The organism is Rhizobium sp. BK289 (assembly GCF_014193575.1).
Lineage (GTDB): Bacteria > Pseudomonadota > Alphaproteobacteria > Rhizobiales > Rhizobiaceae > Rhizobium > Rhizobium tropici_C.
In genome coordinates this window covers 343,115-359,216 of record NZ_JACHZO010000006.1, presented here as the reverse complement: position 1 = coordinate 359,216, position 16,102 = coordinate 343,115, and the positions used below count along the sequence as shown (strand labels likewise).

The 16,102-nt window shown below is 59.2% G+C and carries 14 protein-coding genes; 9 read left to right on the top strand and 5 right to left on the bottom strand.

The annotated features are described in order from the left end of the window. Together FHT84_RS14575 and FHT84_RS14570 are read right to left on the bottom strand one after the other, a co-directional pair. Positions 1-501, bottom strand: coding sequence for a YbjN domain-containing protein (locus tag FHT84_RS14575; protein WP_112340712.1), 501 nt, complete (start codon positions 499-501; stop codon positions 1-3). Between the two features lie 390 nt (positions 502-891). After that, positions 892-1,152 (bottom strand): accessory factor UbiK family protein, encoded by a 261-nt coding sequence (locus FHT84_RS14570; RefSeq protein ID WP_112340711.1) that lies wholly within the window; start codon positions 1,150-1,152, stop codon positions 892-894. 241 nt (positions 1,153-1,393) lie between these two features. Here FHT84_RS14570 and lgt point away from each other — a divergent pair, with 241 nt between their 5' ends. The 6 genes from lgt (at position 1,394) to FHT84_RS14540 (ending at position 7,488) form a co-directional block, all read left to right on the top strand. Further along, the gene (gene lgt / locus FHT84_RS14565) at positions 1,394-2,281 is read left to right on the top strand and encodes a prolipoprotein diacylglyceryl transferase (RefSeq protein WP_183762959.1); all 888 of its coding nucleotides are present in this window, start codon (positions 1,394-1,396) and stop codon (positions 2,279-2,281) included. Between the two features lie 76 nt (positions 2,282-2,357). After that, positions 2,358-3,455, top strand: coding sequence for a class I SAM-dependent methyltransferase (locus FHT84_RS14560; protein ID WP_112340710.1), 1,098 nt, complete (start codon positions 2,358-2,360; stop codon positions 3,453-3,455). A gap of 135 nt (positions 3,456-3,590) precedes the next feature. Beyond that, positions 3,591-4,373, top strand: a complete 783-nt coding sequence (gene pgeF, locus FHT84_RS14555; protein WP_112340709.1) for a peptidoglycan editing factor PgeF — start codon at positions 3,591-3,593, stop codon at positions 4,371-4,373. A 1-nt stretch (position 4,374) separates the two neighbouring features. Continuing rightward, positions 4,375-5,526, top strand: a complete 1,152-nt coding sequence (locus FHT84_RS14550; RefSeq protein WP_112340708.1) for a Xaa-Pro peptidase family protein — start codon at positions 4,375-4,377, stop codon at positions 5,524-5,526. Positions 5,527-5,580: 54 nt separating this feature from the next. Then, entirely contained in the window at positions 5,581-6,450 is an 870-nt protein-coding gene (locus FHT84_RS14545; protein WP_112340707.1) for a hypothetical protein, read from the top strand. A gap of 105 nt (positions 6,451-6,555) precedes the next feature. Then, positions 6,556-7,488, top strand: a complete 933-nt coding sequence (locus FHT84_RS14540) for a ribose-phosphate pyrophosphokinase (protein ID WP_112340706.1) — start codon at positions 6,556-6,558, stop codon at positions 7,486-7,488. Positions 7,489-7,503: 15 nt separating this feature from the next. On the opposite strand, the gene FHT84_RS14535 is transcribed toward FHT84_RS14540, so the two are convergent. The 3 genes from FHT84_RS14535 to FHT84_RS14525 all read right to left on the bottom strand — a co-directional run bounded on the left by FHT84_RS14535 (position 7,504) and on the right by FHT84_RS14525 (position 11,779). Beyond that, a complete protein-coding gene (locus FHT84_RS14535) occupies positions 7,504-8,739 on the bottom strand; it encodes an MFS transporter (RefSeq protein WP_112340705.1) in 1,236 nt (411 codons plus the stop codon). A 25-nt stretch (positions 8,740-8,764) separates the two neighbouring features. After that, positions 8,765-10,225 carry a hypothetical protein gene (locus FHT84_RS14530; protein WP_112340704.1) on the bottom strand — a complete coding sequence of 487 codons (1,461 nt, stop codon included), beginning with the start codon at positions 10,223-10,225 and terminating at the stop codon, positions 8,765-8,767. Between the two features lie 111 nt (positions 10,226-10,336). Beyond that, the gene (locus FHT84_RS14525) at positions 10,337-11,779 is read right to left on the bottom strand and encodes a hypothetical protein (RefSeq protein WP_113251097.1); all 1,443 of its coding nucleotides are present in this window, start codon (positions 11,777-11,779) and stop codon (positions 10,337-10,339) included. 298 nt (positions 11,780-12,077) lie between these two features. Between FHT84_RS14525 and FHT84_RS14520 the strand changes: the two genes are divergently transcribed. From FHT84_RS14520 to FHT84_RS14510, 3 genes are all read left to right on the top strand, one after another. Beyond that, the gene (locus FHT84_RS14520) at positions 12,078-12,695 is read left to right on the top strand and encodes a 50S ribosomal protein L25/general stress protein Ctc (RefSeq protein ID WP_112340701.1); all 618 of its coding nucleotides are present in this window, start codon (positions 12,078-12,080) and stop codon (positions 12,693-12,695) included. Between the two features lie 246 nt (positions 12,696-12,941). Continuing rightward, entirely contained in the window at positions 12,942-15,308 is a 2,367-nt protein-coding gene (locus FHT84_RS14515; protein WP_112340700.1) for an EAL domain-containing protein, read from the top strand. 14 nt (positions 15,309-15,322) lie between these two features. Continuing rightward, entirely contained in the window at positions 15,323-16,054 is a 732-nt protein-coding gene (locus tag FHT84_RS14510) for a transporter substrate-binding domain-containing protein (protein WP_112340699.1), read from the top strand. Positions 16,055-16,102 lie beyond the last annotated feature (48 nt).

Sequence of the window (16,102 nt, the reverse complement as noted above, 5' to 3'; positions counted from 1 at the left end):
TCACGCTTCGCCCACCGTTTCGAAAAGCACGGCTTCCATGGCGCGGTTCGCGTCGAGCCCGGACCATACCACGAATTGGAAAGCCTGATAGTAGGCCTCGCAGGTGTCAAGCGCATTGGAAAGCAGCACTTCCACCTGCCGGTTGGTGGGCTCGGCCCCGCCGGACAGCAAGAGCGACTGCCGGAAGATGACGATATCTTCCTGACGCCAAAGATCGAAATGACCCATCAGCACCTGTCCGTTGATGCAGGACAAGAGCTTGATCACCTCGTTGACACGCGGATCAGGAACCTTGACATCGAATGCGCAGGCTATGTGCAGCGCCTCGAACTCCTCCATCCAGGAAAAAGAGACGTGATAATCGGTCCATCGCCCTTCGACCGTCATGGCGATTTCATCCTCGCCCGACCGCTCGAACGACCAGTCGTTATTGGCAGCAACGAACTCGATCATGTCGACCGGATTCGATTGTCGTTCGACTTCCATTTCCATAAGGCTCATGCAGCACCTTCTTGACCGGAACGATTGCAGTTTTCCCGTGACCCAACACTGAAAGAACGCAAACAGTTTTACTCCGGAAACATATTCGGGATGATGTTGAACGGCTGCCAGACTAACGCTTCCACCATGCCCGGGGCTTACCAAGTCCGTTTCGAATCATCATTTAAAATCAGTGTATAGCGGCATGCCCGGCATGCCAGCCCCCGAACATCGATTTTGGAAACGGCACTGTGGAAAGCTCTTCCGACGTCTATTCAGAAGGGAGTCATAACCGACTCTGGCGATTGGCTTTTTTGCCTATGTCCACAAGTGGAAAAACAGACGGAAATTTTCAGAGGAAAAAGGTGCGGCAAGCGGGTGCCGCACCGGTCGGCGGGCGGAAGATCGAACTTACTTGCCCTTGGAAGCGAGCTTGGCTTCCAGCGCTTCGATTCTTGCGAGCAGTGCATCGTTCTCATCGCGCGCCTTGATCGCCATTTCGCGAACGGCCTCGAATTCCTCGCGCTTGACGATGTCCATGCTGTTCAGCCAACGCTCCGCATGGGCATTGAAGGCCGTCTCTATCTCGCGGCGCACGCCCTGGGCAGCACCGGCGGCATCGGTCATCAGCTTGGCGAATTCATCCAGGATTCGGTTCGGTCCAGTGCTCATGGCAGTCTCCTTGCGGCCGTCGGCCCTCAACGGTCAGGCATCGATATGGGCCAGATAGTCTTGAGGTAAGATTTCCAAGGGGCCGATGCAAGCAAATTGAGATAGGACGGGACAATGCCCCTCCGGATCACGGACGCAGCAACAAACGACTTGACCGTTTCGATAGCGAACGCCATGTTCCGCGCACATTTCCGAAATGGCACGGTACTTTCGGGAACATGCTGCAACGGGCCTGACGATCTTGCTGACATCCGCCAATCTCGCCGCCATCCTGCCTTTTCCTGATATCGATCCGATCGCTATCAACCTCGGCCCCGTCCCGGTCCATTGGTACGGCCTCGCCTATGTGGCGGGCATCCTGCTGGGATGGCTCTGTGCAAGATGGCTGGTCGACAGCGGCAGGCTCTGGCTGAACGACACCGCACCGATGACGCGCCAACACCTAGATGACTTTATTCTCTGGGTCGCCTTCGGCATCGTTCTGGGCGGCCGCATCGGCTATATTCTCTTCTACGACCTCGATCAGGTAATCGCCAATCCGATCCGCGCGGTCCAGATCTGGAAAGGTGGCATGTCCTTCCATGGCGGCTTAATCGGCACGACCATCGCCATGTTTTTATTTGCCAAACGCAGCGGGATTCCGGTCTGGAGCCTGTTCGATATCGTCGCTGCAGCCGCGCCGGTCGGCCTCTTCTTCGGCCGCATCGCCAACTTTATCAACGGCGAGCTTTGGGGACGGGTCACGGACGTCCCCTGGGCCATGGTCTTCTGCAGCCCGCATGTGATCGCTGCCCATAACGGCGTCTGCCCTGCAGGTCCCGACCCGCGCCACCCGAGCCAGCTTTATGAAGCCGGCATCGAAGGCATCATTCTCTTCCTCGTTCTCTTTGCCCTTACGCGCTGGGCGCTGGCACTGAAGAAACCAGGCACGGTCAGCGGTATTTTTATCATCGGCTACGCCTTCTCGCGTATTTTTGTCGAATTCTTCCGTCAGCCTGACGAACAGCTCGGCTATCTGCTCGGCACGAACTGGCTGACAATGGGCATGGTACTGTCGCTTCCGATGGTCGCCATCGGCCTTTGGGCTGTGATCCGCGCCCGTCAGGCGGCGATCAGGCAGATGGTTTGAGGTGGGGTCAATATCGCGTGGTCTTTTCAAAAGAGGCTCCCAGCCTGTCAGGACCGCGCATTAGCGAAAGCAAAGAATGACGACGGCGCTCGGTGAAAAAATCAAAGCCATCATCCGCACCAACGGGCCATTGAGCATCACGGATTATTTTTCGCTGTGTCTCGCCGATCCGGTGCATGGTTATTACAAGACGCGCGAACCCTTCGGTCAGTCCGGCGACTTCGTCACGGCACCCGAAATCAGTCAGCTTTTCGGCGAGATGATCGGCGTCTTCATGGTGCACGCCTGGCAGCGGCATGGAACGCCGGTCGAAGTGCGTCTCGTCGAAATCGGCCCGGGCCGTGGCACGATGATGTCGGACATGCTGCGCGTCATCGGCAAGCTGGCTCCGCCGCTCTATGATGCCATGACGGTCCATCTCGTCGAAACCAGCGAGCGCCTGCAGGGCTTCCAGCAGCAGACCCTCGAAGCCTACGGCGCAAAAATCTCCTGGCACACGGATTTTGCCGAAGTGCCGGAAGGCTTCACGCTGATTGTCGCCAACGAACTCTTCGATGCCATTCCGATCCGTCAGTTCGTTCGCACCGCCAACGGATTTCGCGAGCGCGCCGTCGGCCTCGACGTCAACGACGAGCTGACTTTCACGACGGGTGTCGCCACGCTCGATCCCGCGCTTCTTCCGGACGGCGGGCTTCCGCCGATCGGCACGGTGTTCGAGATCGCTCCCGCCCGCCAGGCCGTCATGACGACGATCTGCGACCGGCTGGCGGCGCATGGCGGTACGGCGCTCGCCATCGATTACGGTCACATGGCGACAAGCTTCGGCGACACGCTGCAGGCCGTGCGCATGCATGAATACGACCCGCCGCTGGAACATCCCGGCGAAGCGGATCTCACCAGCCATGTCGATTTCCAGCATCTTGCGCAAACCGCGCTCGCCTCCGGCATCCACATCAATGGCTGCTGTCATCAAGGCGATTTCCTCGTCGGGCTCGGTCTGCTCGAGCGCGCAGCCGCCCTCGGACGGGACCAGGATGCAGCAACGCAGGAGAACATCCGCATCGCCGTAGAGAGGCTCGCCGGCACAGGCGAAGGCAAGATGGGAGAGCTTTTCAAGGTGCTGGCCGTTTCCAGCCCGGCGATCGAGCTCCTGCCCTTTCGCCCTGTCGGCTGAATCCCCACTATCGATCCGGCGGATTGACAGTGCGCGTAGGCCTGGGCCAACATCGCCGCTGAGATCGAACTGCTTCGCCGCGGCTGCGTTATGTCAAGCACGATAGGCAAAACCAGATATCAAGGGACGTTCCAGTTGCCGACACCACTTGCTAGCACGCTGCTGAGCGCCGCCGAGGCTGCCGGCATCCGCCATGGCTATTTCACCCGTGCTGGCGGTATTTCTGAAGGTCTCTATCGCGGATTGAACGTCGGGCTCGGCTCGAACGACAATCGCGAGCACGTACAGGAGAACCGGCGCCGCGTCGCCGGCTGGTTCGGGCTTCCTCTCGATCAGCTTGCCACCGTGCATCAGGTCCATTCGCCCGATGTCGTAACCATCGGCGCACACTATGACGGCAGCCGGCCGCAGGCCGACGCGATGGTGACCGCGACGCCTGGTATTGCGCTTGGCGTGCTCGCCGCCGATTGCGGCCCCATCCTCTTCGCCGATCCGGAAAACCGGGTCATAGGCGCCGCCCACGCGGGCTGGAAGGGCGCGCTGACCGGCGTCCTGGAAAACACCATCGATGCGATGGAAGCACTTGGCGCGAGACGCGAGACGATCGTTGCCTGCCTCGGCCCCTCTATCAGTCAGTCGAGTTATGAGGTCGGCCCCGAATTCGTCGAACGTTTCCTCGCCCATGATCCTGGCTATGCGCGATACTTCGCCCCTTCGGAGCGAGACGGCCACGCCATGTTCGATCTACCGTCCCTAACCGTCGATCGCCTGCGCAAGGCTGGCGTCACGGCCGAAAGCCTGAACCTCTGCACCTACCCGGATCCGGAACTCTTCTTCTCCTATCGGCGCACGACCCATGCCAGGGAGCCGGATTACGGTCGACAGATTTCCGCCATCGCCATCGGGAAGGCAGCTTGATATGGCCCTGCATTTCGAACGCAGCGAATACGATGCTCGTCTGGCGCGGCTGCTGGCGAGGATGCAGGAAGAAAAGCTCGATGCCATGCTGCTCTTCGCCCAGGAGAGCATGTACTGGCTGACCGGCTACGATACGTTCGGCTATTGCTTCTTCCAGGCCTTGGTCGTCAAGGCGGACGGTTCCCTGACGCTTCTGACGCGCTCGGCCGATCTGCGCCAGGCACAACTCACATCCGTTATGACAGACATCCGCATCTGGGTCGATCGCGTCAACGCCGATCCGACGCTCGATCTCAAGGAGCTTTTGTCGGACCTCGACCTCCTCGGAACCCGCATCGGCGTCGAATACGATACCCATGGCATGACCGGCCGAGTAGCCCGCCTTCTCGATCAGCAGCTTGCCAGTTTCGGCCAGATCGCCGATGCCTCCTATCTGATAAGCGGCCTGCGCCTGACGAAGAGCCCTGCGGAAATCGTCCATGTCGAACGCGCCGCCGCATTGGCCGATAATGCTCTGGACGCAGCCCTGTCTCTGATAAAGCCCGGCGCGGACGAAGCCGATATCCTCGCCGCCATGCAAGGCGCCATCTTTTCCGGCGGCGGCGATTACCCCGCCAACGAATTCATCATCGGCTCCGGCGCGGAAGCCCTGCTCTGCCGCTACAAATCCGGACGCCGCAAGCTCGACCCCGATGATCAGCTGACGCTTGAATGGGCTGGGGTCGATGCCCACTACCATGCGGCCATGATGCGCACGATCGTCATCGGCAATCCCAGCCATCGCCACCGCGAACTCTACAGCGCGTGCCTGGAAACTCTGCAGGCGATCGAGACGATCCTGATGCCGGGGCACACCTTCGGCGACGTCTTCGACATGCATGCCAAGATCATGGATGAACGCGGCCTTGCCCGGCATCGGCTGAACGCCTGCGGCTATTCGCTCGGCGCCCGCTTCTCGCCCTCCTGGATGGAGCATGAGATGTTCCATATGGGCAATCCGCAGGAGATCCAGGAGAACATGTCCCTCTTCGTGCACATGATCATCATGGATTCCGACAGCGGCACCGCAATGACCCTCGGCCAGACCTATCTGACGACATCGCAAGCCCCGAAAGCCCTTTCCCGCCACCCTCTCGAATTTCTTAACCGTTAGGGCGTAAGATAGCGATCCTGGGCGGTCAGGCCGTCGGGAGAAAGGATCGCGTCGATGGGATTGGTCAGGATAACGTTGACTGTCGCCGGCATTTGCCTCGCGCTCTCCGCCTGCAACACCACGGACGCCCTGACACCGCCCGAGGCGATCGGCGATGCCGGCTCGAGCCCGGTCACGCAGCGCGATGTCGAACGCATAGCCGCGGCACCCCAGCGTCGCCAGACCTATCAAGGCTCTCAGGAGAGCTACGGTTATCAGCAGCAGACCTCGCAGCAAGCCTATCAGCCGCAAAACTACGGCGGTGGCGGCACGCTCGATGAACAGGCATCGGCTCTGAAATCGAACGGCACCAATCCTTATGCCTCCCGCCCGCTCGACGGTTCCCGTACCGCATCCATCGCCCCTGCCAACAATCAGTTCTCGGAGGCCGACGAGCAACGCGAGGCCGACCGGCGCCTGTTGGAAGATCCGCCACCACCACAACAGCAGCAGGAACAGGCTGCGGATGATCAGCCGCCGCAACAGCAGGCATCCCTGCCGCCGGCAGCTGCGGCCGGAGGCAACAGCATCCGTTTCCTGCCGATCATCGGTGCGCCCGTCGATGCCGTCACGCCGCTGTCGCGCCAGCTCGGCGCCGACGCCCGCGCCCTCGGCCTGACGATCAAGAGCTCGAGCGATTCCAGCGCAGCCTATATTCTCAAGGGCTATCTCTCGGCTTTCGAGGACGGTCCGCAGATTTCGGTGACCTATGTGTGGGATGTACTCGATGGCAACGGCAACCGCGTACACCGCATACAGGGTTCGGAAAGCACGCCGCTGAAGCGCGGCGACCCATGGTCGGCCGTTCCTCCGACCGTCATGCAGAAAATTGCCTCCAAAACCATGTCGGAATTCAATTCCTGGCGCGATTCCAACGGTGGATAGCCATAAGCTTTTCAGAAATATGAAAGCTAACGCGCATCTCCCCCTTGCATTCGAGAGCAAGGCGGTTAAAAGCGCGGCTATCAGGTTGGTAACAGGCGGGCCACAATGAAGGTTTTCGCAGGCAATTCGAACCGGCATCTCGCCGAAGCGATCTGCAATTATCTCAACGTTCCCTTAGGCAAGGCCAGTGTCAGGCGCTTCGCGGACCAGGAAATCTTCGTTGAAATCCAGGAGAACGTGCGCGGCGAGGACGTATTTGTCGTCCAGCCGACCTCATTCCCGGCCAACGATCATCTCATGGAACTGTTGATCATGATCGACGCCATGCGGCGCTCTTCGGCGCGACGCATCACGGCGGTCCTTCCCTATTTCGGCTATGCCCGCCAGGATCGCCGAGCCTCCGGTCGTACGCCGATCTCGGCCAAGCTGGTGGCCAATCTGATCACCGAGGCAGGCGCCGACCGCGTTCTCACGCTTGACCTGCACGCGGGCCAGATCCAGGGCTTCTTCGATATCCCGACGGACAATCTCTATGCGCTGCCGATCCTGACGCGCGACATCAAGGCGAATTACGATATCGGCAACGTCATGGTCGTTTCCCCGGACGTCGGCGGTGTCGTACGCGCCCGCGCGCTCGCCAAACGCCTCGACTGTCTGCTGGCGATCGTGGACAAGCGCCGTGATCGCCCGGGTGAATCCGAAGTGATGAACATCATCGGTGAAGTGGAAGGGAAAGACTGCCTGCTGATCGACGACATCGTCGATTCCGGCGGCACGCTCTGCAACGCGGCCGATGCTCTGCTCGCAAAGGGCGCGGCAAGCGTCACCGCGTATATCACCCACGGCGTGCTCTCCGGCGGCGCCGTGACGCGCGTGGCCAACTCGCAGCTGAAGGAACTGGTGATCACCGATTCCATTCAGCCGACGACCGCCGTGCAATCGGCGCCCAACATCCGCGTCATCACGACGGCAACCCTCATCGGCGAAGCCATCAACCGCACCAGTCAGGAAGAATCGGTTTCAAGCCTGTTCGATTAAGGCTAGAACGACATTTCAGACGGCCTTTGCGCTCGCCGGATGTGCCTGCTTCCATGCCAGCAGACCAATTCCGATCAGGCCGGAAATGAAGACGGCCGCCCCCGATCCCATGATCGAAGGTCCGATGCCGAACCAGGCAAACAGGCTCGGCGACATCAGATAGGCCAAAAGCAGGCCCGTAAAGATCGCGCACATCAGCAGACGATAGACCTGCGCCAGCCTATGCGGCTCACTGCGCGTCTGCATCAGATGCAGCATGGCAAGGTTCTCGAACGGACCGTTGATCGCCGCAAAGCAGGCGACGATCATCAGCCATATGCGGTCATGCATCAGCGGCAACAGGAAGACTCCTGCTCCGAAAATGAGCTTTGCCGCGACGATCCAGACCACCGGCCGGCGTGGCCTGACGCTGCTTAGGATCAGATTTGTCGTCAGGTTGCCGACGCCATAAGCGGTCATCATCAGGCTATAATCGGTCAGCGGATCGGCGCTGGTTTCGCGCAGATGCAGGATCATGCCGAGCAGGATTCCCATGGCCCAGGCGATATTTCCCATCAGGTTGGTGAACAGGCCATAGAGGATCGCCGCATGGCCTCGCGCCGCGCGCCATCCACCGAGAACACCATCCACGACAGCGGCCATTCCAGAAAATTCGCGCCGTCGCGGGGCCGCCGGCAGCCTTGCCACCGCCAGCCAAACCGCAAGCGCCGAAAGCCCGAAAGTCGCTGCCGTCACGGTGAAGAATTGCGATTTCGGTAGAAACCCGTTCACCAGTGCGATCAGGCTCGGGCCGAGAATGCGCGCCATGCGGCGGGTGGCGTCGAACAGGCCGTTTGTCGCATGTCGGACGTCCGGATCGACCGCAATCCTCGGCAGCGTTGCCTGCAGCGACGGATCGAATGCTGATGTGAGCAAGGCGATGCACCCGGCAAGCACCATCAGTAGCGGCAGGCTCATCATATGCAGAAGCCCGGCGAGCGACAGCATCAGCAGCAGAGCCGCCCGCATGAGATCGCTCGCGATCATCGTGGTGCTGTGGCGCCAACGATCCGTAACGATGCCGCCGAAAAAGCTGCCGATCAGCAGCGCGCCGGATTGCAGCGCGGACACATATCCCGCATCGCTGCCGATGAAATCGGCCGCGATCCAGACGACCGCGACCATGTAGAATTCGGAGCCTGTCGCCGCCAGCACCTGACCGGCCCATAGAAGCGAGATCGAGCGCTGGCTGAGTGGCTTCAGGACAAACATGATCGCATTCTGATTTGAGGATGACTTACTTCACGACCTGACCGTTGACCGACACGTGACCGTCATCGGAAAGATCGATATCCCAGCGCGAGCGCCCATCCGCGTCCGTTTTGGCAAAACCCTTGGCCATCATCAGGCCGAAAGAGACCTGGGAAAGATCGGCCTTGGTCTTTGCCGCCTCCTGGATGGCGGCGATCGTCTTGTCGAGATCGCGGGCAAAAACCGTCATCTTCATGGCGACGCGATCCTTCTCGGTCAGCCAGCTGCGCATGCTGCCGGAAGCCTCGACATCATAGAGGCCGGAAACGGCGCTGATTTTCGGGAAGTTGATGGTCACCGTCCCATCGGGGAACATGGCCTTCTGCAGCTTCTCGTCGATGGCCTTATTGCCGTCCGGCTCTTTGAAATTGGTGTCCTTCAGGACATTCATCAGGGCGGTAAAGTTCAGGTTCGGTACCTGCACCTGAATATCGGCGGTATCGGGAATGAAGGCGACGTAGTCCTCGGGTACCATGCCCGTTTCCAAAGTAAGCTTTTCTGCACTTAATCCGAAATCGGCGTTCATGGCATCGGCAGGCCCGGCGATCTTGAAGGAGTAGCCCATCTTCTGCAGCCCGCCATTACCGAGCGGCGTCGCAAGCGCGATGTCCTTTATGGCAACAGATTCATCGAAGGAGCCGACGATCGGCATGGCATTCATAACCAAGGCCTTGAGTGCTTCGCTGTCCTTATCCGAAAGCGTCTTCTCTTCCTTGTGCTCGGAGACGAACTGCAGCAACGAGTTCACCGCCTTCAAGGGCAGTTTCGTCGCACCCATGTTGAAATCGATTGCCGCGATCTTGATTTCACCCAGCGTCTCGTCATCCGACGAGATCTTGTTGTAGAGCGACTGCAGGCTGCCGTCCATTTTGATATCGAGCCTGCCCGGCTCACCGCTATCGGCCGACGATAGCGCATAAGAGATGCTCTCGGCGGTGGCGTCGTTCTTCTGAACGCTCTTGTTTTCGTCGGTCGTCTTGGCGGCGAAGGTAAGGCCCTGCCCCTTCATTTCCATCGAACGCAGATAGTGGAGCGCGGGATCGAAAACGCCCTTGACCGTGGATGAGGCCAATGCATAGCGAAACTCGCTGTCAGACCCCTTGCCAGGCTCGGAGCGCGCCGTCACGTCCATGGCATTGTTGCCTTCGATATTCCAAAGGCCGCTGTCGAGCGGCGTCGCCAGCATCATCAAAGGCTTGAGTCCGCTGATGTTGAAACCGCTCACATTCAACTTGTCGAGCAGCTTCTGCAGATCATAAGTCACCTCATAATTCGCACCGACCGGCTTGACGGAGATTGCACCGCTCTTGGCGATATCGTCAGGCAGGAAATAGGTCAGGTTGCCATAGAGATCCTTCGCACCCTGCTCGCTGACCTCAGCCGCCTGCACACCGCCAATAACGCCGGCAGCGACGACAGTCGCTGCAGCAATCGCTTTGAAACGCATAATTCACCCCCAAACATGATGGAAAAGAAATGTGAAAATTCGAAAAGGACCGGGCGGTCTTTCGAATGAAACTCTATTGCCGCCCCGATCCATCGGCCTGCTCCCCAGACATCAAGGCTTCTTCATCACCTGACCATTGACCGTCACTGTGCGGTCTTCATCCATCGCGATGTCCCAGCGTAGACGACCGTCGGGATCGGTCTTGGCAAAACCCTTGGCGGCAAGCAAGCCAAAAGAAACTTTATTCAGGCGCGGTTCCGCCTTGGCGGCATCCTGGATGGCGGCAACCGTCTTGTCGAAATCGCGCGCCAGGATCGTCGCCTGTAGCGAATAGCCGGTATGCGGCTTGGTCGAACCTTTCAGCGCGCCGGAAATCTCGACATCATAGACGCCTGAAGTGGCGCTGATCTTCGGAAACTCCAGAGTTCCATAGCCGCTCGGGAACATCGTGCGCTTCAACGCCTCGCCGGAAACCGGCGCGGCATGCGGGGCGATCGCATCGAGCCCGGTATCGATAAGACCCTCGAAGTTGATGTTGGGGACACCGAGCTGCACGTCGAGCGTTGACGGAAGGAATGCCGAATAAGCCGCCGAAACGAAACCCGAATCCGGTGTGACCTGCTCGGCCCGCAGCTCCAGATTGACGTTGGAGGCCTTGGTCAGGCCATCCATCTTGAAGCTGTAGTCGATGCGCTTCACGCCGACCTTGCCCTTGTCGGTCACCACCAGGACATCGTTGAGGGTGACGGTCTTGTTGAGCGATCCGAAAACCGGCAAGGCGCGATGCACCAGCTGCTCGAACTTCTCGCTGCCGCTTTCGGAAAGTTGCTTGGCCTTGACGTGCTGAACGAAGAAGCGAATGAGCGCGCGCAGGTCCTTCGCCGGCAGGCTGGTGGCGGTGAGGTTCGTATCGACGCTGTCGGCGCTGAAGGTGACGGGCGAACCATCCGGCCGCACGGTGAATTGCTCGCTCAGACGCTGCAGCGTCCCCTGCAATTGCAGGTCGACCTTGCCGGCTTCGCTGCTGTCGGTGACGGTGTGAGCGAAAGAGAGGCTGTCGATGGTGGCATCGAGCTTGCGCCCGCTCTTTGGGCCGCTACCGACGCTGGAGAATTTCACACCACTGCTCTTGATGCCCATTGACTGCATCATCTCGATCTTCGGATCGAAAATCCCGTCGAAGGAGTTGGAAGCAATGGAATAGGCAAGGTCTGAAGTCGGCGAATGCAGGGCGACATCGAGACTGTTGTCGCCCGTCAGGTGCCATCTCCCTTGTTCGAGAGGCCGCGCGAAGAGGGAGAGCGGTTTAAAGCCCGTAACCGAGAAGGCGCGCGAATTGATCTTGTCGAAGAATTTCGCGAGATCGTAGACAATTTCGTATTGGTCGCCCACCGGCTTGATGGTTACGAAATCGCTGCGGGCAAGATCCTGCGAGAGCGGTTGGGTGAGGATATTGCGAAGTTCCCTGGCGCCCTGCTCATTAATCTCGGCAGCCTGCGGCGCGCCGGCAAGACCTATGGAAAAAACGGCGGCGGCAATAACCCTAGAGCGCATGCCCGACCTCACTTTCTGACCCTGATCGATTGAATTCGACTGTTGATGGGGCCGACGGTATATGTCAAGGCGTTGATAGACACGGTATCGCAGGCTTGTCTCAGCCGTTGCAAGGCCACCACAAAGCTTCGCATTCCGGGGTGCTTGCACCTTTGGCCGCTTTGTATTATACGCCACGCGTCCGCGTAGACACCCTTGGAGGCAACGCGGATGAGGCAGGGCATGCCCTCCTCCAGTTCAGCCGACATGGCACTGGCCGATCGGATGAACTCTCCAAATAACCTCGAAAGGAATAGCCATGAGCCACGAAAACTACGAGCTCAAGGCCGAGGCGCGCGAACGGGTTGGTAAGGGGTCCGCCCGTGAACTTCGCCGCAACGGTTTGATTCCCGCTGTCATCTATGGTGACAAGCAGGCCCCCATTTCCATCGCTCTCAACACCAATGAGGTGACGAAGCGCATCCACGCCGGCGGCTTCCTCACGACGATCGCAACGATCGACGTCGACGGTAAGAAGATCAAGGTTCTGCCGAAGGACTACCAGCTCGATCCGGTTCGTGACTTCACGCTTCACGTCGATTTCCTGCGCGTTTCCGGCAACACCGCGGTCACCGTCGAAATCCCGGTTCACTTCGAAAACCACGAGAAGTCCCCGGGCCTCAAGGCTGGCGGCGTGCTGAACATCGTTCGCCACGAAGTCGAAGTCCATTGCCCGGCCGATGCGATCCCGGAATTCTTCACCGTCGACCTGACCGGCCTGAAGAGCGGCGACAGCGTCCACATCTCGGCCGTCAAGCTGCCGAAGAACGTGACCCCGGTCATCGCCGACCGTGACTTCACGATCGCAACGATCGTTGCCCCGGCAGCCGGTCTTGCTGAAGAAGAAGCAGAAGGCGGTGAAGAAGCCAGCGCCTGATTGGCATCTTCAACCTAAGGCATCGAAACCCGCCTCCCCTTTCGAGGGAAGGTGGGTTTTTTATGCTCGAAAACAAATATTAGAGAAAGTAAAAATATAAACGTCTTGAAATCTATACTATCGTTGATTTCCATTAACCCCAGAATTTCAGCAACATTTAACAGATTCATGAAAATCTACGCGAAAGAGTTGTAGAAAGCGGCCCCCAAGATCCGCTGGTCTGTGGCTTGCGGAGCAAACGGAACAATGAGCCATTCGGTCGAAAACAGGTTTTTCGCGATCGTCTGCGGTGCGCTGCTGGTTTTCGTAGCGCCGCTCTTCATCCTTTTTCTTTTCCTGTCGTCCGAACGCGCCGAGAAGGAAATCAAGGATCATATAACCGTCCTGCTCGTCGCCAATGCCCAGGCGCTTGCGAAACCGCTGTGGGATCTGGATGAGGATAGCGTCACCCAGATCAGCGCCACGACGGTCGCCGAAGGCGCGATCGTTCGGGTCAATGTGCGCGATCTCTCCGGCCAGCTCGACGTCACCCAATCCACTATTCCGAAATCCTACAAGGGCAATCTGGAGTCCATTGCGCGGCCGATCGTCTACAACGGCGTGGATGGCACCAAGAGGCTCGGCACCATCACGGTCTTCTATCCCCAGCTCGGTCTCTTCGATGGTCTGAAGAACGAGGAAATCGTCTTCATATCCATCTTCATTTTCGCCGTGCTGACGGTCTTCGGCGCGGCGCTGATCGGCAACCGTATTTTCGTTATCCAGCCGTTGATGCGCCTGACGCATGCCATCGAGGCAACACGGCGGCTCGGCTCTCGTCATCATGTCGACTGGCAGTCGAACGACGAAATGGGGCGGCTCGCCAGCAGTTTCAACGATATGCAGAGCAAGCTGCAACGCGAGGAAACCGAACTGAAGCTTGCCCATCGCCGCGCCACCGATACCTATAACCTGACGCCCGCCATGCTTTTTTCCCTCGACAAGGACGATTGCATCGCCGCCGTCAGCGACTACTGGCTCGCCACAACCGGCTATGGCCGCGCCGAGGTGATCGGCCGCGAGTTTGCAAGCCTGGTCCTGCCGGAATCGCGGGCTCAGTATGTCGAGCGCAAGAACGGCAATCCCGATACCGCCGCCCGTCTAGCGGTCACCGTCAAGTTCTTGTGCCGGAACGGACGGGTGATGGACGTCCTGATTCTGGAGACCACCGCGATCCAGGACGGCCTTTCGCTTTCCGTCATGACCGACGTCACCGAGCTCAAGCAGTCCGAGGACAAGAACCTCCGGCAGGCCATCACCGATCACCTGACCGGCCTCCTCAACCGTCAGGGCTTCGAGACCGCACTGGACGCCAAGATCAACGAGGCCGATCTGCGCCAGCGCGAACTTGCCTGTCTCTTCATCGATCTCGACCGGTTCAAATGGATCAACGACAATATGGGCCATGCTGCCGGCGACGCGGCCCTGCGCGAGCTCGTCTCCCGCCTGCAGACATGCCTGAAATCGGGTGACATCGCCGCCCGCCTGGGGGGTGATGAATTCGCGATCCTGCTGCTGGCGGAAAACGCCGAAGCGAGAGCTATGGAGATGGCCTCCCGCATCGCCGAAATCTTCGAAGCGCCGTTCCATGGCGATGCGCGCCTCAGCGCCAGCATCGGCATCGCCATCTATCCGCGCCATGCGGCCAATGCGGCCGAACTGCTGCTGAAGTCCGATATCGCCATGTATGCCAAGAAGCGCGACGGCAAGAACGGCGCACAAATCTTCGACAACGGCATGCTCGATGACTCGCGCCGCCGCGCCGAACTGGAAAGCCACATCGAAGCCGGCCTCGCGGAGGACTGGTTCGAGGCCTATCTGCAGCCGGTGGTGAATATCGACGACCGTTCGATCGCCGGCTTCGAGGCGCTGATGCGCCTGCACCATCCGCAGAAGGGTATCCTGCCCCCTGCCCGCATCATCGAGGTCGCCGAAGAGACAGGCTCGATCATTCGCATCGGCAACCGCATCATGGAAAAGGCGATCGCCAATTTCGCGCGCCTGTCGCGTCTCGATGGCATGCAGGACACTTATCTCGCCATCAACTTCTCGCCCCTGCAATTCGAGCCCGAATTGCCGCTGCGCATTGCCGCCTTGCTTTCGAGCTATGACGTTCCTGCCCGGCGCATCGTCGTCGAAATTACCGAAGCCGTGCTCATGGACGACAATCCGGAGACACGCATGGTCATCAACGAGATTTGCCGCTACGGCTGCCGCATCGCACTCGACGATTTCGGCACTGGCTATTCATCGCTCAGCTATATCAATCGCTTCCCGGTCGATATCATCAAGATCGATCAGTCCTTCATCCGCGCGATCAACGATACCGCATCCGATGTCAGCTCCAAGAGCCGCATGCTCGTCGAAAGCATCACCACGCTGTCGCACAAGATGAACTGCACGGTCATCGCCGAAGGCGTGGAAACCGAAGAGGAGTGCGCGACGCTGCGCACCATGGGCATTGATTACGGCCAAGGCTACCTGTTCTATCGGCCGCTGCATCCGGATATACTGGCAAAGACGCTCGTCAGCCAGCAGCAGGATTATCCTTCACCCATAGCGCAAGCGTCATAGCGATGAGGAACCGCATGCGAAAGCCGCTGCTCACGATTGCAATCAGCCTGTTTTCGCTATTCCTTTTCTCTCCGGCCCGCGCCGAAACAGTTCATTTCACCACCGAGGAATATCCGCCCTTCAATTATCGCGACGGCAAGACGGCTGTCGGAGCGATCACCGAACAGGTGCAGAAGGTGATGGCCGATATCGGCGTCGACTATACCATCGCCATCATGCCCTGGGCGCGGGCCTATAATGAGGCGCTGGCGGAGCCCATGACCTGTGTCTTTGCGACCGCCCACAATGAAGAACGCGATCCGCTCTTTAAATGGGTGCAACCGTTGCTGATCGATCGCAGTATCCTGATCAAGCATAGCGGCTCGAAGATTGCTGCCGCCACCATTGACGAAGCCAGGAAATATCTCGTCGGCACCTGGCGGGAGGACTATACGGAGACGATACTGCGCCGGAACAATTTCCCGCGCATCGACGTCGGCAGCGATTTCAAGGCCACGCTCAAGAAACTGATGAGCGATCGCATCGACCTGATGCCGATTTCGGAATTCTATTTCGACAAGCTGAAAGCCCAGGGGAATGCCGTGGAGAAGGTGACCATCCTTTCCCAGCAGCCCATGGGGATCGCCTGTCAGAAGGATTTCCCGACCGACCTTCTGAACAGGATGCAGGCAGCGCTGAATGCGCAGATCGCCGACGGAACGCAAAAGCAGATTTACCTGAAGTACGGCCTCAACCTCGGCGACTGACCGCATCCCGCCTTGACTTTGCCGCCAAATCCCTGTGGTGAAGGGCAT

Excerpts from the sequence above, each read along its gene's own strand:
- FHT84_RS14575 (WP_112340712.1), bottom strand. The coding sequence starts at position 501 with ATGAGCCTTATGGAAATGGAAGTCGAACGACAATCGAATCCGGTCGAC.
- FHT84_RS14570 (WP_112340711.1), bottom strand. The coding sequence starts at position 1,152 with ATGAGCACTGGACCGAACCGAATCCTGGATGAATTCGCCAAGCTGATG.
- FHT84_RS14560 (WP_112340710.1), top strand. The coding sequence starts at position 2,358 with ATGACGACGGCGCTCGGTGAAAAAATCAAAGCCATCATCCGCACCAAC.
- FHT84_RS14550 (WP_112340708.1), top strand. The coding sequence starts at position 4,375 with ATGGCCCTGCATTTCGAACGCAGCGAATACGATGCTCGTCTGGCGCGG.
- FHT84_RS14545 (WP_112340707.1), top strand. The coding sequence starts at position 5,581 with ATGGGATTGGTCAGGATAACGTTGACTGTCGCCGGCATTTGCCTCGCG.
- FHT84_RS14540 (WP_112340706.1), top strand. The coding sequence starts at position 6,556 with ATGAAGGTTTTCGCAGGCAATTCGAACCGGCATCTCGCCGAAGCGATC.
- FHT84_RS14535 (WP_112340705.1), bottom strand. The coding sequence starts at position 8,739 with ATGTTTGTCCTGAAGCCACTCAGCCAGCGCTCGATCTCGCTTCTATGG.
- FHT84_RS14530 (WP_112340704.1), bottom strand. The coding sequence starts at position 10,225 with ATGCGTTTCAAAGCGATTGCTGCAGCGACTGTCGTCGCTGCCGGCGTT.
- FHT84_RS14525 (WP_113251097.1), bottom strand. The coding sequence starts at position 11,779 with ATGCGCTCTAGGGTTATTGCCGCCGCCGTTTTTTCCATAGGTCTTGCC.
- FHT84_RS14520 (WP_112340701.1), top strand. The coding sequence starts at position 12,078 with ATGAGCCACGAAAACTACGAGCTCAAGGCCGAGGCGCGCGAACGGGTT.
- FHT84_RS14515 (WP_112340700.1), top strand. The coding sequence starts at position 12,942 with ATGAGCCATTCGGTCGAAAACAGGTTTTTCGCGATCGTCTGCGGTGCG.
- FHT84_RS14510 (WP_112340699.1), top strand. The coding sequence starts at position 15,323 with ATGCGAAAGCCGCTGCTCACGATTGCAATCAGCCTGTTTTCGCTATTC.